This window comes from Rahnella woolbedingensis (genome assembly GCF_003602095.1).
Classification (GTDB): domain Bacteria; phylum Pseudomonadota; class Gammaproteobacteria; order Enterobacterales; family Enterobacteriaceae; genus Rahnella; species Rahnella woolbedingensis.
The window spans coordinates 1-19,649 of the sequence record NZ_RAHH01000012.1 but is presented as its reverse complement, the minus strand read 5'-3'; the positions used below and the strand labels follow the sequence as shown (position 1 = coordinate 19,649).

General features: G+C 52.5%; 17 protein-coding genes and 1 pseudogene. 9 read left to right on the top strand and 9 right to left on the bottom strand.

Features of this window, described 5'->3' with window-relative positions; all coding sequences use genetic code 11:
- Positions 1 to 106: 106 nt before the first annotated feature.
- Entirely contained in the window at positions 107 to 1,291 is a 1,185-nt protein-coding gene (locus tag D6C13_RS11725) for a MalY/PatB family protein (RefSeq protein WP_120132924.1), read from the bottom strand.
- 61 nt (positions 1,292 to 1,352) lie between these two features.
- Positions 1,353 to 2,966: a maltose/glucose-specific PTS transporter subunit IIBC gene (gene malX, locus D6C13_RS11720; protein WP_120132923.1), complete on the bottom strand. Its 1,614-nt coding sequence runs from the start codon at positions 2,964 to 2,966 to the stop codon at positions 1,353 to 1,355.
- Between the two features lie 266 nt (positions 2,967 to 3,232).
- Between malX and malI the strand changes: the two genes are divergently transcribed.
- Complete coding sequence (malI, locus tag D6C13_RS11715) at positions 3,233 to 4,264, top strand: Mal regulon transcriptional regulator MalI (RefSeq protein ID WP_120132922.1); 1,032 nt, start codon at positions 3,233 to 3,235, stop codon at positions 4,262 to 4,264.
- Here malI and D6C13_RS11710 read toward each other — a convergent pair.
- A complete protein-coding gene (locus D6C13_RS11710) occupies positions 4,261 to 5,175 on the bottom strand; it encodes a LysR family transcriptional regulator (RefSeq protein WP_120133038.1) in 915 nt (304 codons plus the stop codon). The genes malI and D6C13_RS11710 overlap by 4 nt on opposite strands.
- A gap of 220 nt (positions 5,176 to 5,395) precedes the next feature.
- Between D6C13_RS11710 and D6C13_RS11705 the strand changes: the two genes are divergently transcribed.
- Complete coding sequence (locus tag D6C13_RS11705) at positions 5,396 to 6,001, top strand: cysteine dioxygenase family protein (protein WP_120132921.1); 606 nt, start codon at positions 5,396 to 5,398, stop codon at positions 5,999 to 6,001.
- Positions 5,994 to 7,619, top strand: coding sequence for a rhodanese-like domain-containing protein (locus D6C13_RS11700; protein ID WP_120132920.1), 1,626 nt, complete (start codon positions 5,994 to 5,996; stop codon positions 7,617 to 7,619). The genes D6C13_RS11705 and D6C13_RS11700 overlap by 8 nt, the downstream gene beginning before the upstream one ends.
- Positions 7,620 to 7,662: 43 nt before the next feature.
- On the opposite strand, the gene D6C13_RS11695 is transcribed toward D6C13_RS11700, so the two are convergent.
- Complete coding sequence (locus tag D6C13_RS11695) at positions 7,663 to 7,929, bottom strand: YjbD family protein (RefSeq protein WP_015697358.1); 267 nt, start codon at positions 7,927 to 7,929, stop codon at positions 7,663 to 7,665.
- 273 nt (positions 7,930 to 8,202) lie between these two features.
- Here D6C13_RS11695 and D6C13_RS11690 point away from each other — a divergent pair.
- Positions 8,203 to 9,284, top strand: a pseudogene (locus D6C13_RS11690) (ABC transporter substrate-binding protein).
- 100 nt (positions 9,285 to 9,384) lie between these two features.
- Here D6C13_RS11690 and D6C13_RS11685 read toward each other — a convergent pair.
- Together D6C13_RS11685 and D6C13_RS11680 are read right to left on the bottom strand one after the other, a co-directional pair.
- Positions 9,385 to 11,514, bottom strand: coding sequence for a TonB-dependent siderophore receptor (locus D6C13_RS11685; RefSeq protein ID WP_120132919.1), 2,130 nt, complete (start codon positions 11,512 to 11,514; stop codon positions 9,385 to 9,387).
- 144 nt (positions 11,515 to 11,658) lie between these two features.
- Complete coding sequence (locus D6C13_RS11680; protein WP_120132918.1) at positions 11,659 to 12,030, bottom strand: YebF family protein; 372 nt, start codon at positions 12,028 to 12,030, stop codon at positions 11,659 to 11,661.
- Between the two features lie 220 nt (positions 12,031 to 12,250).
- On the opposite strand from D6C13_RS11680, the gene D6C13_RS11675 reads away from it, so the two are divergent.
- On the top strand, positions 12,251 to 13,150 hold the full coding sequence (locus D6C13_RS11675; RefSeq protein WP_120132917.1) for an NAD(P)-dependent oxidoreductase: 900 nt from the start codon (positions 12,251 to 12,253) through the stop codon (positions 13,148 to 13,150).
- Positions 13,151 to 13,295: 145 nt separating this feature from the next.
- Here D6C13_RS11675 and D6C13_RS11670 read toward each other — a convergent pair whose 3' ends face one another.
- Complete coding sequence (locus D6C13_RS11670; RefSeq protein WP_120132916.1) at positions 13,296 to 13,754, bottom strand: MarR family winged helix-turn-helix transcriptional regulator; 459 nt, start codon at positions 13,752 to 13,754, stop codon at positions 13,296 to 13,298.
- A 201-nt stretch (positions 13,755 to 13,955) separates the two neighbouring features.
- On the opposite strand from D6C13_RS11670, the gene D6C13_RS11665 reads away from it, so the two are divergent.
- The gene (locus D6C13_RS11665; protein WP_120132915.1) at positions 13,956 to 14,369 is read left to right on the top strand and encodes a VOC family protein; all 414 of its coding nucleotides are present in this window, start codon (positions 13,956 to 13,958) and stop codon (positions 14,367 to 14,369) included.
- Positions 14,370 to 14,556: 187 nt separating this feature from the next.
- Positions 14,557 to 15,990 (top strand): L-fucose/L-arabinose isomerase family protein, encoded by a 1,434-nt coding sequence (locus D6C13_RS11660; protein ID WP_120132914.1) that lies wholly within the window; start codon positions 14,557 to 14,559, stop codon positions 15,988 to 15,990.
- Between the two features lie 132 nt (positions 15,991 to 16,122).
- Here the strand turns inward: D6C13_RS11660 and gap are convergent, their stop codons facing one another.
- Complete coding sequence (gene gap, locus D6C13_RS11655; RefSeq protein ID WP_120132913.1) at positions 16,123 to 17,133, bottom strand: type I glyceraldehyde-3-phosphate dehydrogenase; 1,011 nt, start codon at positions 17,131 to 17,133, stop codon at positions 16,123 to 16,125.
- 78 nt (positions 17,134 to 17,211) lie between these two features.
- Positions 17,212 to 18,189, bottom strand: coding sequence for a GlxA family transcriptional regulator (locus D6C13_RS11650; RefSeq protein WP_120133037.1), 978 nt, complete (start codon positions 18,187 to 18,189; stop codon positions 17,212 to 17,214).
- Positions 18,190 to 18,408: 219 nt separating this feature from the next.
- On the opposite strand from D6C13_RS11650, the gene D6C13_RS11645 reads away from it, so the two are divergent.
- The gene (locus D6C13_RS11645) at positions 18,409 to 19,014 is read left to right on the top strand and encodes a transglycosylase SLT domain-containing protein (protein WP_120132912.1); all 606 of its coding nucleotides are present in this window, start codon (positions 18,409 to 18,411) and stop codon (positions 19,012 to 19,014) included.
- 125 nt (positions 19,015 to 19,139) lie between these two features.
- Positions 19,140 to 19,499 carry a cupin domain-containing protein gene (locus D6C13_RS11640; RefSeq protein ID WP_120132911.1) on the top strand — a complete coding sequence of 120 codons (360 nt, stop codon included), beginning with the start codon at positions 19,140 to 19,142 and terminating at the stop codon, positions 19,497 to 19,499.
- Positions 19,500 to 19,649 lie beyond the last annotated feature (150 nt).

The following is a 19,649-nucleotide window of genomic DNA, read 5'->3' as shown; positions in this document are numbered from 1 at the left end:
ATTTTTGAAATGTGCGGGGCATTATAACGGGAGAATCACCATGAATGAAATGTTGTTGCGCAACTTAGCTCCTCCCCATTCGCAGGGGGAGGGAGCCGTACGGTTATTACTGTAAGTTTTGTATTGCGCGGATCAAAGCCTGCACACCCGTTTCCACCTTCGATCTCGGGCATCCGACGTTCAGGCGCAGGAAGCCGTTACCTTCTTCGCCGTAGGTATAACCCGGCATGATCGCGACTTTTTGATGTTCGATCAGCTCATTTTGCAGCTGTTTGTCATCCAGACCCAGCGGACGTAAATCAATCCATGCCAGATAGGTGGATTGCGGCGGTTGCCAGTTCAGCTGCGGAAAAGCGGCATTCAGCTGGTCGGCGACGTAGCGCAGGTTGGCTTGCAGATAATCTCTCAACGCATCCAGCCAGGGTTCGCCGTGGTGATACGCCGCCACATGGGCGTGAACGGCCAGCACCGCCGGAGACGATAAGCCGTCGCAGGCTTTCAGCTGATGCAGGTAAGCTTCACGCTGCGCCTTGTGGCTGATCAGCCCGTAAGCGCCGGTCAGCGCAGGGATGTTGAAACTTTTCGAGCCGGACGTCAGTAACGCCCATTCGCCGCGCGCCACTTCATTCCATGGCGTGTGCTGATTTTCACCCCAGACCATATCCATGTGGATTTCGTCACTGATTACGCGCACGTTGTGGCGTTCACACAGCTGTGCAATCAGCGTCAGTTCTTCACGCGTCCAGACTTTACCGGTCGGATTGTGCGGGCTGCACAGCAACAGCAAAGAACAGCCGGGTTGCGCCAGCAGGCTTTCCAGATGCTCTGCGTTGAGTGACCAGTCATTAGCGTTTTTGGTCAGCGGACAGGCCAGCATCTGGCGCTGATTGCCGTCCACCACTTTGAAGAATGCGTCGTAGGCAGGCGTAAATGTCACTATGCCGTCACCTGGCTGGCTCCACTGGCGGATCAGTTGCGCAACCATGTAAATCACCGACGGGCCATACACCACCATCTCACTGTCAATCTGGCTGTTAAAACGTTGCTGATACCAGTGCGCGACAGCGCCGAGGAAATCGTCATGATGCCAGCGGCTGTAACCGAGAACACCGTGTTGCAGGCGCTTTTGCAGTTCACTGAGAATGCAGGGCGCAGCGGGGAAATCCATGTCGGAGATAGTGAAGGGCAGTAAATCTGCGCTGCCAAAACGGTCGGCGACATAATCCCACTGGGTACACCAGGTGCCGTGGCGGTCGGTGACGGTATCGAAATCAAAAGAAGCTGAGGACATACATTTCACTCCCTGAATAAAGCAGAAAAGGGCGACATAAGTCGCCCTGTTAATCAGAATGTTACGCGATGACCGGTTCCGGTGCACTGTTACTGGCCGCGGTGCGGATCAGGTAATCCAGCTCATCTTTGACCGACTGCACCTGAGGGCCGATAACCACTTGCAGGTTGTGCTCGTTAAGATGCACGACACCAATCGCACGGTTAGCTTTCAGCGTAGCATCGTCAACCAGCGACATATCCGCAACTGAAAGACGCAGGCGGGTGATGCAGTTATCCAGTGACACGATGTTACCGGCACCGCCCAGCGCGCTCAGAATAACCGGCACGTTGTAGCCCGATTTGCTGGAAGACGGCACGGCTGCGGCAGCAGGCATATTCTCAGATTCACGACCCGGCGTTTTAATGTTAAAGCGCATGATGGAGAAGCGGAAGATAGCGTAGTAAGCCGCGAACCAGATAGCTGCCACCAGCGGCACCAGATACCACTTGGTCGCGGTACCGTGCAGAATACCGAAGACCACGAAATCGATGATGTTGCCGTCAGTATTACCGATGGTCACACCCAGAACCGACATGATGGTGAAGCCCAGACCGGTCAGCAGTGCGTGGATAACATACAGAACCGGTGCCACGAACAGGAACAGGAATTCGATCGGTTCAGTTGTACCGCCAACCACACAAGCCACAACGCCGGAAATCAGCAGGCCTTTAATTTTATGACGGTTTTCTGGTTTCGCACAGTGGTACATCGCCAGTGCCGCACCCGGCAAACCGCCGAGGAAGGCTGGCATTTTACCCTGAGACAGGAACTGCGTTGCGCTTTCAGAGAAACCGTGAGTCGTCGGACAGGAAAGCTGCGCCTGGAAGATAGTCAGTGCGCCGCTCACTTCGCGACCGCAGACATCCAGCGTGCCGCCTGCTTCGGTGAAGCGGATCAGGGCAACCAGAATGTGGTGCAGACCAAAAGGTAACAGCAGTCGTTCGCCGGAACCGAAGATCATCGGACCAAACACGCCCGCGTCCTGGATCAGACGGCCAAGACCATTGATCCCTGCGGCAAAGAAAGGCCAGATCAACGGGATAATCAAACCGACCAGACCCAGCACCACGGTCGTCACGATGGGAACGAAGCGGGTACCGCCGAAGAACGCCAGCGCATCCGGCAGACGGATGGTGTTGTAACGTTCATGCAGGATGTAAACGATGATACCGACGATGACTGCGCCCAGAATACCGGTGTCGATAGACTGTATACCCAGGATCATCTGAATGTTGTTGGCTTTCAGAATCGCCGGATCCACTGTCGGCAGGGTGCCGTTAGCTGTCAGGAAGAAGTTGATGGCCAGGTTTAGCACCGCGAAACCGACAAAGCCGGAGAACGCTGCGACACCTTTGTTTTCACGCGCCATACCCAGCGGGATAGCGATGGCAAACATCACCGGCAGGAAGCTGAACGCGAAGGAACCGACTTTGCTCATCCAGATGAAAATCAGCTGGAGAATGGGATTACCCAATGCCGGCAACAATGTAATAACGTCGTGGCTGCTTAACGAACTGCCGATGCCCAGCATGATGCCGCAGAACGACAGCAGGGCGACCGGCAACATGAAGGTTTTCCCTAAACTTTGGAAAAACTCCCAAAGTGTGATTTTTTGTTTTTTAGTGGCAGGCATACCCGCTCCCTGAGTTGTTTTATTAGGCTGTGTGTTGATGGCGGCTAAGATAAAACGTTTTACCTAAATAATACGTGTTGCACTTCACAATATTCGATCATGACTGCACTGCATGGGTAAAACGGAGGTTAAACGTTTTACTCATTAAGTCGAATTAGGTATAACTGTCTGACCACGCTAATTTTTCCTGTGATTGAATTCAGGGGGAATAAAGCGGACGGGAAAGGATCCCGTTTCATGGAGTTTGAAATGAACGACAACGTCTGATGAATCATAAAAAAATAACCATTATCGATGTAGCGCAGCATGCCGGTGTTTCGGTCACTACCGTTTCACTGGTGCTCAGCGGCAAAGGGCGCATCTCTCAGACCACGGCAGAGCGGGTGAACCGCGCCGTGGATGAACTGGGTTTTGTGCGTAACCGCCAGGCCAGTACGCTGCGCGGCGGTGAGTCCGGTGTCGTCGGGCTGATTGTGCGCGATATCTGCGAGCCGTTTTATGCCGAAATGACCGCCGGTCTGAGTGAGATGTTTGAAGCTCAGGGCAAGGTGTTGTTCCTGCTGCAAAGCGGTTCAACCGGCAAAGGGCTGATGCGCTGCTTCGAAACCTTACTCACGCACGGCGTGGACGGTATTGTGATCGCCGGTGGGGTGAATTCTGTTGCGGGCCTGAAAGAAAGAGCCGAAGAGCAGGGCGTGCCGCTGGTGTGCGCCGCGCGTTCCGGCGGTATCGAAGGTCTCGACGTTGTGCGTCCTGATAACATGCTGGCCGCCAAAATGGCCACAGAATATCTGATCAAACACGGCCATAAACAAATTGCCTATCTTGGGGGCGAGAGCCATTCCTTAACCCGCGCCGAGCGTCTCGGTGGCTTTTGCGCCACCTTATTACAATACGGCCTGCCATTTCGCAGTGAATGGATTATCGAGTGTGATTATCAGCAAAAAAGCGCTGCCGATGCGGCTGAAACTTTACTGTCGCACTATCCGAAAATCAGTGCGATTGTTTGTCACAAAGCTTCTGTCGCGCTGGGCGCTTATTTTGGCGTGTTACGCACCGGTGCTCAAGTCGGCGGCGGGGCGGTAGACAGTTTTTATCAGCAGAAAATCGCCCTGATCGGCATGGAAGATGCGCCGGAATCGGAACTGACCGAACCGCCGCTGACGTCCATTGCTAACTCAGCGCGCGAAATTGGTCATGCCACCGCGAGACGGTTGCTGTTAAGGATTGGCGGGCAGAATCTGGAAGCACAAAATATCATTGTGCCTCCGGCGCTGGTGGAAAGAGAATCCGCTTAGCAGGGGGAAGATTTATGGACTTCCACCAAATCTAATCCTTCTGCTATCGCTGCGGCAAACGCATCGATGGCCGGGATCTGACTGGCCGGTACATTCGGATAGATAAGCCACAGCTGGCTGCGCGGCGCGAAATCCTTCAGCGCATACAATTCCAGCTGATCGCGCAGCGCATGATGTTCAACCAGGGCGCGGGGCATCAGTCCCAGCCCGCGGCCTTCGGCGATCAGCGATAACTGCAATGTCGTTCCAAACGCTTCGAGATTAATCAGCAGCGGCAATCCCTGTTCTGTCAGCGCCCGTTGTAACGCGGCGCGAAAACCACACCCTTGCGGATTCAGGATCCATCCGCGCTGATAGCAATCTTCCAGCCTTTGCGGCAACGCCTGCGGATCCTTTGGCCCGACGACCACCAGATCCACCGCGCCCAGCGGTTGGTTTTCTACACCTTCCGGAAACTGTTTGCTCAGCGGGAACAGCACGACGGCGGCCTCAAGCTCCTGGCTCTGCACGCGCAATAACAGTTCCTCACCCCAGCCGCTCGATAAACGCGGCTGAATCTCCGGAAACTGTGACGACAGTTTTTTCAGCGCGGGCAGCAGACTGCTTTCACTCAGGCTTTGTGGCACGGCAAGGCGCAGCAGGCCGGACGGCGGGCTGTCGGCGGCGACCAGATCGGTCAGGGCATCCACTTCACGCAAAATATGTCGACATTGCTGATACACCCGGTTGCCCATCAGCGTAGGTTTCAGCGGTTTGGTCTGGCGGTTGAGAAGCGCAATGCCCAGTGATTCTTCGAAATTCTGTACGCGGCGGGTGATCGCCGGTTGCGTCAGTCCCAGCTCATCGGCCGCGAGGCGGGTGGATTGCAGGCGTATCACTGCCACAAAGGCAGTCAGGTCTTCAATTTTCATCGGCACTTTCATCGGCACTCTGTGTCAGAAAACAGTCATTGTCCATTTCTGCAGGATAAAACAATTTTCAGCGGGAAGCTGGATCCGGATGCACATTTTTATGTGTGATTTGCATATTAGCTTATCCATAAAATGAATTTTGGTTGTGTTTCGCCGGTGCTAGCCTGTGGTGATAACGGTGTTGATATGACGCTGATGAGCCAACGTGAAGAGGAAAGCGATGACAACATTACAGGTAGCGCCGCTGCGACAATTCCTGGCGGATTTCACGCGGCTGGTGCAGGAACCGCACGGGCAGACAGAAATTTTGGCGCAGGGAAGTCATCTGCTGGGCGAACTTATCCGCCATGATGGCTGGCTGCCCGAGGCGTTTGCTCAACCGCATCCTGAGCATTATCAGCAATATCTGTTGTATGCCGATCCGCTTTCGCGATTTTCTGTCGTCAGCTTTGTCTGGGGGCCGGGGCAAAAAACGCCCATTCATGACCACCGTGTCTGGGGGCTGATTGGCATGCTGCGGGGCGCAGAAGTCAGTCAGAACTATGCTCACCATCCAGACGGCACACTGCAACCGGAAGGCAAACCCGTCACGCTGCAACCGGGAGACGTCGAGAAAATCGCGCCGGATGTGCTGGATATCCATCAGGTGAGCAATGTTTACAGCGACCGTATTTCGGTCAGTATTCACGTTTACGGCGACAATATCGGGGCGGTCTCGCGGGCGGTGTATCTGCCAGACGGGACTGAGAAAACCTTTATTTCCGGTTATTCCGCTTCATATCTTCCCAATATCTGGGATCTGTCCAAAGAGAAAACTCATGACTGATTTGCATTCGTGGCCATTGCGCCATTTTTCGAAGCTGCATGATGCCCTGCGCGAAGGGCAGGAAGTGGCACTGGTTGATGTGCGTGAGGAAGCGGCATTTGCCACCGGACATCCGCTGTTTGCCGCCAATCTTTCCCTGTCGAAGCTGGAACTGGATGTGCTGGATCGTATTCCTGAACGCCGCACGGCCATTACTTTGTACGATAACGGCGAGTTTTACGATGAGGCCCGCGGCGAGCGTAAAGCCGTGCGTGCGGCAGAATTTCTGAAATCACTGGGTTATCAGAATATCGCTTTGCTGGCCGGTGATCTTGCTGGCTGGCGCGAAGCAGGCGGCGAAATTTTTATTGATGTGAACGCGCCGGGTAAAGCCTTTGGTGAATGGGTGGAACACCATTACCACACGCCGTCACTGAGTGCTGAGCAGGTGCTGGCGCTGCAACAGCAGGGCGCAAATATCGCTGTACTGGATGTTCGCCGTTTTGACGAGTTTCAGACCATGAGTATTCCGGGCGGAGTCAGCGTTCCCGGCGGCGAACTCGCGCTGCGTATTCGCGATGTGGTGCCCGATGAGAAAACCCATATTGTCATCAACTGCGCCGGACGCACCCGTAGCATTATTGGCACGCAGTCGCTGATCAATGCGGGGGTGACTCAGCCGGTGACTGCTTTACGTAACGGAACCATTGGCTGGACGCTGGCGGGTCAGACCCTGGCCAATAATCAGCTGGCGCATTTCCCGCAACTGAGCGAAAGCGCCAGGGAATTTGCCCTGGAAGGTTCGCAGGCGCTGGCGATTCGGGCTGGTGTCCGCTCGGTGACGTTGTCACAAATTCATGACTGGCAGAGCGATGATTCACGCACGCTGTATCTGTTTGATGTGCGCACTGCCGAGGAATTCCGTGCCGGTCATCTGGCCGGATCACGCCATGTTCCGGGTGGTCAACTGGTTCAGGAAACCGATCACACGGCGTCAGTGCGCGGTGCCCGCATCGTGCTGGTGGATAATGACGGCGTACGTGCGCGGATGGCGGCCTCGTGGCTGGCGCAAATGAACTGGGAGGTGTACGTCGCCGACGTGCAGCCAGAAAATCTGACTGAGCAGGGCGACTGGCAGGCGCGGGTGGCGCCTGCTCCGGCGGTAGAGTCCGTTAAACCGGAGCAACTGCTGAACTGGCTGAGCGACGAAAATACCGGTGTTCTTGATCTCACCACCAGCGCAAACTTCCTCAACCGGCGCATTCCCGGTGCTGTCTGGACGACACGCGCTAACATCCCGCAGATTATCGCCGCACAGCCTGATAAACAGCGCTGGGTGATCACCTGCACCAGCGGATTACTGGCACGTTACGCTGTCACTGAAGTGGCTGCGCTGACGGGTAAAGAGGTTTATTTGCTGGAAAAGGGAACGGTAGGCTGGATTGCGGCAGGTTTGCCTCTCGAGCGCGGCGAATCAGAGTATCTTGACAATGCGCAGGATCGCTATAAGCGTCCGTATGAAGGGACTCATGTCAGCCCGCAGGCCATGCAGGATTATCTCGACTGGGAATATGGTTTAGTGGCGCAGCTGGAGAAGGACGGGACACACGGTTTTACGTTATTAGCGGGTCAGGCTTAACGCTGTGGCCTCTGCGTGAGGAACGCAGAGGCTCTGTTAATGCTTAACGACGGCCACGCGGATGGGTGCGGGCTGTCCAGTCATAGGTTGCGGAGGTACTTGGAACGGCTTTATTACGACGTTTTTCAGCACGGGCTTTAGCGGCCACTTTTTCTTTTTCTGCCATCAATGTATCGATGTAATCATCTTTGATTCGGTTATTTTCCGAATTCGTCAGTTCACGGCCCTGTGCTTTGCGGGCTTTATCCAGCAGAGTTTTCAGCTCACGCTGCTCGCTTTCCGTCATATCTTGTTGAGTCAGTCTTTTCATGGTTACTGCATCCTGTGAGGAAAGTGGCTACCAGTGTAGTCGAATTACGCTCCGGCGTCGCTGCGGGCGCTGACTTTATCTCTGCTGCTGTTCTGTTGCCGTTTTGTCATCGTCCCGCTCCTGTGCATTGCGACATTAATCGATAATCATTATCATCTCAACCTTTGCTATTGATCGACCTTTTGTTGATCCCGTCGTTATAGATTCAGGGGTGTTATGCGTAAATTCAGTACGTCACTGTGGGTTTCCTGCCTGTTATTCGTGGGGCAAGGCATGGCTGGTCTGGCGCAGGCCAGAACGGTCACGGATATACTCACAGGACGGTGGAAGTGCCGGATAATCCGCAGCGTATCGTGTTGGGTGAGAGCCGGATGCTTTACACGCTGGCACTGATTCAGGACGGCAATCCGGTGCAGCACGTGGTGGGGTGGCCGGGAGACATGGCGCAGCTCGATGCGCAAAGCTGGGCGCTGTATGTGAAAGCCTTTCCGCAAATTGCCGATATTCCACTGCTCGGCCAGAACAACTTCACGCAGATCAATGCCGAGAAGGTGATTGCGCTTAAGCCGGATCTGGTGATCCTGCCGGTGTATGCTAAAAAACAAACTGACCGTGACCAGATGGAAATCGCCCTGACAAATGCGCAGATCCCGGTGATCTACGTCGATCTGCGGGTAGATCAACTGCATAACACCATTCCCGGTGTGAAGTTACTGGGCGATGTGCTGAATAATCCGCAAAAGGCGGCGCGGTTTATCGCCTTTTATCAGCAGCATATGGACAGGATCCGCGAGCGTACTGCTGCTTATCAGGGGAAGCGGACGACTGTCATGTTGCAGTTACATCTCGGCAGGCGCGAAGGCTGTTGTACGACCGTTTCTCACGGCAATCTGGCAGATTTACTGGCGTTCGCTGGCGGAGACAACATTGCCAAAGGCGCATTTGCAGGCGTTTACGGTGACCTGAATGCTGAGAAAGTGATCGTGGCGGATCCTGATGTGTATATCACCACTGGCATGGCGGGCCCTGAAGGTAAAAGGGTGTCTAATCTGATGCTGGGGCCGCAGGTGACGCAACAGCAGGCAGAGCAGAGTTTCCGTGAGGTCATGGATAAGCAGCCGGTGTTATCCACGCTGAAAGCCGTGCGGGAAGGGCGTGCTTACAGCGTCTGGCATAACTTCTACCTGAGCCCTTATCATATGGTGGATGTGGAAGTGTTTGCGAAAACGATGTATCCGCAGTTATTCGCTGATGTGGACCCACAACAGACGATGAAAGATCTTTATGCTCAGTTCCTGCCGATCCCTTTCAGCGGCACTTACTGGGCGACGTTGCCCGCTAAAACAGCAAAATAACGCCATTCAAAATAAACCGGCACAATACCGGCACAACGCTGTGCCGGTATTGTCTTAGAAACCAAAATTTTAGAAACGAAGGTCTTAGAAATCAAGAGCCTTAGAAATCCACCGCTGCCGACAACACCACATTGCGCGGTTCGCCTTCAATCACACGTAAGTTGCCTGCGCTGGAAGAGTAATACTCTTTGTCGAACAGGTTGTTCACGTTCAGTTTGATCTGAGTATGTTTGCCCAGCAGCTGATTATCCCAGGCGACAAAAGCATCCGCCACGGTGTAATCAGGCATGGTGAAGCTGTTCTCCGGATCGCCCGCACGGCTGCCCACATAACGCGCGCCGCCACCCACTCGGAAATCCCCCGGTAAAATCTGCCAGCGCATCGTATGGCTCAGATACAGACTGCCCATATTGGTCGGCGCATTCACCAGACGGTTGCCAACGTTGGATTTGTTGACATTATCTTCGGTGATTTCGGTTTTGTCGTAGCTGTAGTTAGCCGTGATATTCCAGTCCTGAACAATTTCTCCGTTCAGTTCCAGTTCCGCACCGGCAGAGCGGGCTTTCGGAATGTTGCGGGTCACGCCATTGATATAGACCGACATATCTTCTTCATCAATACGATATACCGCAAGCGTCGCGTCCAGACGCGGCGAAATCTGCCATTTGCTGCCCACTTCATAGGTGGTGCCCAGCTCAGGCTTTGCCACATTCCCGTCATCGTCGGTATCTGTGGAAGGGGTGAAAGATTTGCTGTAGTTGGCGTAAAACGACAGGTCATCGGTCATTTTATAAACCACGCCGACCTGTGGCAGGAACTTGTTATCGGTATCGTCCAGACTTTGCGTCGGCGTCACAAATCCCGACGTTTGTTTCTGGTTGTAGTGCTGATATCGGCCACCGACCACGCCGATCCATTTATCCGTCAGATGGATACTGTCTTTCAGATAAACCGATTTGTTATAGAGCGTGTTACGCAGATTGCTGTTGCTGTCTGAATAGGTACTGCTGTTGGTGATGGGTTCAACGCCATACACCGGATCGTACATATTGAACGTGCTGAAGGTTTTTCCGCGATAGGAATACTGCTTATAGGTTTCGTTTTTCTCGTAATCGACGCCAATCAGCAGGTCATTCATCATGCCGAAAATGTCCTGATTACCGATCCAATCCCATGACGTATAACGGGTCTGATGGTTAAATCCGCGGTTGGCATCGGCCCGGCGGGTAACGGCACCGGTTTCGGTATTCACGGCGGTGGCGCGAACTTCATTGCTGTCGTAACGACGTTGCTGCCAGGCGTAAGTCAGACGGGTTTTCCAGTCATCGCTGACCTGATATTCCCACGTAGAATTAAGCCGTTTGGTTTTGCCCCAGGCATGGTTGGCCAGTTCATCCAGACGGCGGTTATAGGGAATATCCACCGGTTTGCCGTTGATAAACGCCGTACCTCGGTCGTAAGGAATGTCGTACTTATATTCCTGATAGCTGATATTGAAACTGGCCTTATCGCCATACCAGCTCAGAGAAGGCGCCAGCAGGGTATGTGAGTTACTGCCGAAATTGCGCCAGTAATCTTCGTACTGACGTTCTGCAATCATGCGAAATGCAAAACCGTTGCCAAGCGGGCCGGTGACATCCAGAGTACCCGCGCCGCCGCCAAATCCGCCCGTACGACCGCTGACCCGGGTATTCCATTCATACTGCGGTTTTTTGCTGATCATGTTGATCACGCCGCCCGGATTTTGGATCCCATACAGCAGGGAAGCCGATCCTTTCAGCACTTCAATATGATCGATGGTCGAGTCAAAGCCCAGCCCCTGATTACTGCGCACGCCGTCAATCAGAACTGAGCCGTCACTGTTCGCGCCAAACCCGCGTTTAACAAAGCCGTCCTCCGTACCGCCCAGCGTATTGCCCTGAGTGACGCCACTGACAAACTTCATCGCGTCATCCAGGGAAGTGACGTCGTAATCCTGGATCATGGATTGCGTAACCACGCTGACCGATTGCGGCGTTTCATTGAGCGGAGTATCGCTTTTGCTGGCCGTTGAACTTTGCGTCGCGCCGTAATCGGTCGTATCCAGGCTGTCTGTCTGCCCGTTAACGATAATCGATTCTTCAGACGTTGGCGTGGCAGCCAGAAGGGGGGTGCAGTGGAGGATAGCGAGTGCGAGAACGGATTTTTTCAATCCGCAGACAGTCCTGCGTGGGGCTGTATTAGAAGACATGTGAACATTTCCCTGAGAAAAAAAGCAACAAATGCAAATGATAACGGTTTGCATTTTAATTCGCATTTTTACAAAGAGAAATAAAATCAGATCTTTTATTACTTACAAATAGGTCACCCTCCCCGAAGACAGGGAGGGAAACACTTATTCGACGGTGGAATACTTCACATAATGGTTGGAACAGTTGAAGTGCGCGACATAACTCAGCGTACCATTCGGGCCTTTAGCGCTGAAGGGGATGTTGTAAGTCCCTTTGTCTTCTTTCACGTCATCGCTGATAAAGTTCAGAACCGGCACGGACGTCCCCATGTTGTCTTTATCATTACCCCAGTTCGGGATGCGGTTTTCCATATAGTCACGGGTCACGGTATCAATGGCGTTATCTTTGGTTAACTGAGCACATGCGCCTTCAGTTGAACGCTGCATCCACCACGGATAAACGTAGACGGAACCCAGCATCAAAACCATCAATACAAAAATGACTGAAATGATCCCGATTAAAACGACTTTACTCATAATGCTTGCTACTCCTGAATATTATCAGTCAAATCATAAGCTGCCCGGATAAATCACGGCCACGCCCAGGCACGAAAGCGCGTATGTTACGCCACTTAGTCGGCATAGGTTAAGTAATATCAGCCTTTCTGTTGCATTCGCTTACAGAAGCCACTATCGCGGTAAAGTCCTGTGGTGTTAGCCTTTTTACATTATTGATTGTTTACGCAAGGAGTAAGGCATGAGTCAGCAAACCTGTCAGCAACAACCCGTCGTCGCAGTGCTGGGACTGGGCGCAATGGGGCATGCATTTGCCGCAAATCTGATTAAAAAAGGATTCACCACTCGCGTGTGGAACCGTACGGCTTCCCGTGGTGATGATTTAGTGGCTGCTGGCGCTTTGCGTGGACTGACTCCGCGTGAAGCCGTACAGGGCGCGGATGTGGTGATCACCATGCTGTCTGACGCGGCAACCTCACTGGAGGTTTATCAGGGGGATAATGGTTTGCTTGCCGGTCTGAAACAGGGCGGGATTATCGCGCAGATGGGGACGCTCGGCGTGGAAGGCACCGAATCTCTGATTGCCTTGATTAAGGCGCAACGGCCGGATGTCGTGTTCTTTGATGCACCGGTTTCCGGCACGAAAGCGCCGGCAGAACAGGCGCAGATTGTGGTGCTTGCCAGCGGCGATCGCGAAAAGGGTGCTGCGGTGGAGCCGGTTTTTGCTGCTATTTCTAAAGCCACCAAATGGCTGGGCGAAGCCGGGCGTGCCTCAAAAATGAAGCTGGTCGTCAATGCCTGGCTGATTGCCATGATGGAAGGGATTGCAGAAAGCACGCAGCTGGCAGAAGAGCTGGGATTCACTACCGATGATCTGTGGAATGTGCTGGAAGGAGGGCCGCTGGCCGCGCCTTATATCAAAGGTAAAATGGAGATGTTCAAAAGCGGTGATTATACCCCGCAGATGCAACTGACCTGGGCGCTGAAGGATATCAATCTGGCGATTGATGCGGGCAGCAAGCTTGAGTTACCGGTGATGAAACGCATCAGTCAGACCTGGCAAAGTGCCGTTGATGGCGGTTACGGCGATCAGGATCTGGCGGTGGTTTACCGCTATCTGGGCAGCAAATCGTCTCAGTAAACCCTCAACTGGCTCACGGAAGAGCCGGTTATTCCTGTGCTTTTTCGTGTTTTTTCAAAACCTCGCAATATAAACCAGATCATCTGGCTATTGGTCATCCGTTCGGACGTTGTAATAGCGTTGAGTTATGGAAGCAAAACGCCACTTACAGTGCGGCGATATTGGCTGTGATACAGGCGAGAACGCCGCGTGCGATATCAACGTTTTCCGGCGCAATGCCTTCCATCACGCGGATAAGAATATCATCGGTCATACTGCGAACCTGATTGGCGAGTTCGGTGCCGGCTTCGGTCAGCTTAATGTCTTTTGAACGGCGATCTGTTTCACCGGGGCAACGTTCCAGCAGACCCAGTTCTGCCAGGCTGTCGAACAGGCGGATAGCGGTCGGGTGTTCCACTTCCAGCAGCGTGGTGAGTTCACCTTGTGGCAGGCGGCCATTGGCGGCTTCCAGATGTAATAACACCTGGCCACGGGCCAGAGTCAGGCCAATGGTTTTGAAGCGGGCATCACAATATGTGCGCAACTGGCGACCAATATGGATGGTTTCCGGTAAAAAACGAACGGTGGGAGAGGTTGCTTCCGGGCGGCGGCGTAATGTGGTCACTGGTTCCTCACTGTCGGAGCGTAAGCAAGTTTTTAGTCGCGTCAGAGTAGCATGATGGGCAACATTTACCAGAAAAGGGAGGCGGTTGTTAACATTTTGAGACAAGTGGAAGCAGGATCTAAGCAAAGTATTTAGAAACTATTTATGCTGTCAGAAAGGCCTTTCTCATCACTACTTTTATCCCTCTGACGGAGAATAACGATGCAACCTGTCATCAACATGATCACTTTGGGCGTTAAAGATTTAGCCGTCGCCACCGAGTTTTATCAGCACGGGCTTGGCTTCCCGAAAGTGGCTATCGATTCTGACGGCGTCAGCTTCTTCGAATTAGCCGGTGCCTGGTTATCATTATTCCCCTGGGAGGAGCTGGCAAAGGATGCGCAGGTCAGCGCAGACGGGCAAGGATTTCGGGGGATGGCACTGGCGCAAACCGTCCCCAGTGAAGCTAAAGTGGATGCCGTATTAGCGCAGGCGGTGAAAGCGGGCGGCAAACTGATTAAGCCCGGGCAAAAAGTATTCTGGGGCGGATATTCAGGCTATTTCGCCGATCCGGACGGACATCTATGGGAAATTGCGTATAACCCGTTTATGCAGATTGGCCCGCAGGAAGAATGAATCCTCGTTTTCCCGGCGCTGAGCAGTGCCGGGAAGTTCTTCGGCGAATTGCGATCCTGCTTCCAGATTTTTAATTTTGTGATTTTTTTGCCACACATCTTAGTTTTTTGGCCTTCACGCAAAGGTACAAGGGCATCTCTCTCCTTAGACTCATCCTCAACGGGTTATTCACAGTTGAGGAAAAACGATGCGCAATTCACGACCGCTTAACGCGGCCTTATTCGGGATAGGGTTGAATACCTACTGGCCACAATTCACCGGACTGGAAGCGCGGCTGACCGGTTATCTTGATGAGATCGAGAAGAAGCTGGCTTCGCCGCAAGTCATCATTCATAACGGCGGGCTGGTCGACAGCGTGGAAAAAAGTGACACGCTGGCCAGCGAGCTGAAACAGATTTCCCCTGACGTTATTGTTATCGCTATCAGTACTTATGCACTGAGCTCAACGGTGCTGCCGCTGGTGCAGCAATTTCAGGTTCCGGTGCTGATCCTGGCACTTCAGCCTGAACGTAATCTTCCGTATCAAATTATCCGCGAGATGACCGATCGCGGAGCGCGCACCGGCGAATGGCTGGCACATTGTCAGGCATGCAGCGCACCGGAGCTGGCTAATGTGTTTAACCGCGCGGGTATTACTTACGAAATGATAGTCGGCGCACTCAATAATGATCCGTATGTCTGGCAGCAAACACAGCAATGGCTGACTGCGATGACTGTGAAAAATCAGCTGAGTAAAAGCACTGTGGGTGTGCTGGGGCATTATTACAACGGTATGGTGGATGTGTATTCCAACATGACCAATCTTTCGGCCAGATTGGGCGTCCGCTTTAAACCGCTTGAGATGTGCGAGCTGAACAGTTTGCGTGAGCAGGTCAGCGACAGACAACGGGAAGCAAAACAGCAGGAAGTCGGGGAAAGTCTCCGCATTGATGCCAGTTGCGATAAAACCGAGCTGGAAAGGGCAGTGACAACCGCCGTCGCGCTTGATCAGCTGGTCGGCAATAACGGACTGGATGCTCTGGCCTATTACTATGAAGGTGCGCCGGGCAATGCTTATGAGAATATTGTGACGTCGGTGATCCTCGGTAATACGCTGCTGACAGGGCGGAATATTCCTGTTGCCGGGGAGTATGAAATCAAGAATGTTATTGCGATGAAAATCATGTCGTTGCTCGGGGCGGGCGGATCATTCTCAGAGCCCTACGGCATTGATTTTGATGATGACGTTGTGCTGTGGGGCCATGACGGACCGGCTCATCCTGTGATGGCGGAAGGTGACGTACGGCTGGTTCCTTTGCCTGTTTATCACGGCAAACCGGGCAAAGGAATTTCAATTCAGATGAGTGTCCGCAAAGGGCCGGTAACCTTCCTTTCAGTTATCGAAGACGTTAATAATCAGGTGATTTTACAATACGCTGAAGGGGAGTCGGTCGAAGGCGAAATCCTGGATATCGGTAATACCAACAGCCGTTACCGTTTTGCATTGTCTGCGCGGGAATTTACCAAAAACTGGTCGTGTGCAGGACCCGCGCATCATTGTGCGATAGGAATCGGACATCAGGGGGAGATTATTGAAAAACTGGCAACAGTACTGGGAGTGGTAGCACGGCGGATCTGTTGAAAAATCAGCAGGAACAGTATTATTAGTTACAACATACAGTAATGTTCTTTAATAATGGTGACAGTCTGTAAGCCATATAAAAACACCGCCATACGGCGGTGTCTGTTATTGGTCTCGCAGGAACTAAAGGGATTATAAACCACGTTTTTCCATCAACAGGGCCAGGTCGACCAGGCGATTTGAAAAACCCCATTCGTTGTCATACCAGGCCAGAATCTTCACCAGTTTGCCGCCAATCACCAGCGTTGAAAGCCCGTCGACAATAGAAGAGCGCGGGTCGCCGCGATAATCACTGGAAACCAGAGGTTCTTCGCTGTAACCGAGGATCCCTTTCAGAGGACCGGATTCAGACGCCTTACGGAAAGCGGCATTGATTTCCTCAACGGTGGCTTCACGTTTCAAATTCACTGTTAAGTCAACGATAGAAACCACGGGGACCGGCACACGCAATGAATAGCCCGTCATACGACCATCCAGTTCCGGGATGACTTTGCCGATAGCTTTTGCCGCGCCGCTGGAATAGGGAACAATCGAAACAGCCGCCGCGCGTGCTCCGCGTAAATCTTTTTCCGGCTGGTCATGCAGCGCCTGACTGTTGGTATAGGCATGCGTGGTATTCATCAGTCCATGTTCAATGCCGAATGTCTGATGCAAAACCTGCGCTGCAGGAGCCAGACCGTTGGTGGTGCAGCTGCCGTTACTGACGACTTTATGTTTTACCGGATCATACTGGCCATCATTTACACCCATCACAATAGTGATGTCGTCGTTTTTGGCCGGAGCAGAAATGATGACGCGTTTAGCACCGCCTTTGGTGATATGAACTTCCGCTTTTTCTTTTTCAGTGAATAAACCGGTGGCTTCGATGACGATGTCAACGCCCACACTGCTCCAGGGAATAGCGGCGGGGTCTCTTTCAGAGAACACGCGGATAGTCTTGCCATCGACCTGTAACTGACCTTCGCCAGCTTTTACATCTGCCTGTAATGTGCCGGAGAGAGAATCATATTTGAGAAGATGGGCCAGTGTTTTGCTGTCAGTCAGGTCGTTAATAGCGACAACCTGAAAATCATCGCGGCCGATTGCAGCGCGCAAAACGTTACGTCCAATCCTGCCGAATCCGTTAATACCAACTTTGACCATGATGAACTCCTTAGTTATCTGACTTGCGGTTAATATAGTCCGGAGGAGGGTTGGCGTAAATGACAACAATAGATCTATTTACGCCAACATGCGTGAGCAAAAGCGTTCTCTGTATTCTGTGGGTGTCAGTTGCAAATTTCTTTCAAAAACACGACGTAAATTAAGGCCGCCACCGAACCCTGTGATCACTGCAATCTGCCCGATGTCCTGGGTTGTTTGTTCCAGAAGCTGTCTGGCAGCATTGAGGCGAACTTCTTCGACATATTTCGCCGGCGTGATACCCGTTTCGCGTGTGAAAACCCGGGTAAAATTACGCGGGCTCATTGCCACTCGCCCGGCCAAACCTTCAACGGATAAATCGGCGTTAAGATTTTCCGGCAGCCAGGCCTGAAGTTCACGAATAGGGCCTTCGCTGGCCTGATTCAAAAGATAGCGACTATACTGAGACTGTCCACCCGGACGGCGGAGAAACATCACCAGATTCTGCGCGACGTTTTTGGCAACGCTGAAACCGTGGTCATCTTCGACCAGTGCCAGAGTGAGATCAAAGCCGGAACTGACACCGCCCGATGTCCAGATCTCTCCATCCTGAACATACATCGGCCCGCGCTCGACTTTGACCAGCGGAAACTTCGCCTGCAAAGTATCAAGCAACCGCCAGTGTGTGGTGGCATGGCGACCATTGAGCAGCCCGGCGTGAGCCAGCAGCATGGCACCGCCGCAGATAGACACCACGCGCCGCGCATGGGGTGCGGCTTGTTGCAGCCAGCTGACAACGCTCGAACCTTCTTCCTCAGTCAGCCCTTTGCCAGTGACCATTATTGTGTCCCGGGGCAGCGTAGGGTCGAGATCGCAAAGCCGGTGATCGGCCAGCAGATTCAGGCCTGAAACACCATGAACTACGCGGTGCGGTTGCGTGGTTGCCACCGTCACCTGATAAGGTGAATTTGAGGCAGCATCCGGCAACAGCTGATTGGCCTGCATAAGGATATCGGCGATGCCCGCCGCTTCAAATAACATGCCCCCGTCAGGGACGATAATCAGAATTGCCGTCATGGCGTTAAAAATACCTTTCATACATAATGAGCCAGAATTAAAGTGTATCAGATAAGCCTGGGCCCTGGCAGTAATTAGCAAGAAAAGGGCGCAGATGCCAAATTTTTAATGCCGGTCACAAGTTTTGGGGTAAAAAAAAACAGATTTATGCATGATCCTGAGGGATGATAACGGTATCTTATCAGCGCTGAGACTCACTTATTTAAACCGTGGAAATTCATGATTTCTCTACAAAAAAAACCTTTCAGACTCAGTATGATTATCATGCTGATGATTTTGGCTGGCTGCTCGAGTAAGCCCAAGTATAAGAAATACGATTCGCATGCCTACGATGATGAAATTGAGGATGCCGCTGACCAGTATAAAGTCGACCGTAAACTCGTTAAGGCTATCATTCAGGTCGAATCTGGTTTTAATCCAAAAGCTGTAAGTCCTTCAAACGCCATTGGTTTGATGCAACTTAAAGCCTCAACCAGCGGTTGCGATGCATATCGTTATAAAGGTAAACGCGGATGTCCTGATGATGACGATTTGCTGGATCCGGAAACCAACATTGACCTGGGAACGGCATACATCAGCGCATTGCAGCGTCAGCAACTCAACTGGATCAATGATCCGCTGACACGTCGATATGCAACCGAAGTGGCATATGCCAATGGTGCCGGGGCATTGCTGCGAACTTTCTCTGCGAACCGGCAGACCGCGATTCAGATGATTAATCAGCTGTCGCCAGAGGCCTTTAACTGGCATGTCCGCCAGTACCATCCGGCGCCGCAGGCTCCGAGATATATGGCCAAAGTCGAGAAGGCGTATGCCGGTTTATAGCTTTGAGGTGCTGAAAAATGGATGCGCTACGTAAAATCTGCAGCATTATGGTACTGCTGTAATTTCAGAATTCACCTAGCGCGATCAGTTCAGAATGCGATTTTTCAGCCCAAAAGGTGGATATCATGGTGACGAATCTCTTTAGCCATTTTCCTATCAGTGCGCAGGACGGAAAGGAAGAAACATTCGAGTTATTGCTGACGCGGCCAGATATCCGTATTGAGAGGATTATTTCAACCGGTCAGGCGAGTCCGCCTGGTTTCTGGTACAGTCAGCCGCGAAGTGAATGGGTCACAGTGCTCCAGGGTTCGGCGGGTTTGAAATTTGAAAACGAAACAGAAGTGCGCGTGATAAATTCGGGAGACTTCGTGAATATACCGGCGTTGTGCAGGCATCGTGTCGAATGGACAAGTGCTGACGAACCAACAGTCTGGTTAGCCATTCATTATGGTGAAGAGACGCAAATGGGAGAAGGAGAGGTGTGAATAAAGGAATAACGGGATTGGATGCGTAACCTGATATCTTATTTAACATAATATACATTATGCGCACTGCGTATGTCAGCGCAAAGCGATAATGTCGTGTTCTAGCAAAGTTAAAATGTCGTACTCCGGTTAGCCTGTTCTTATTCAGGC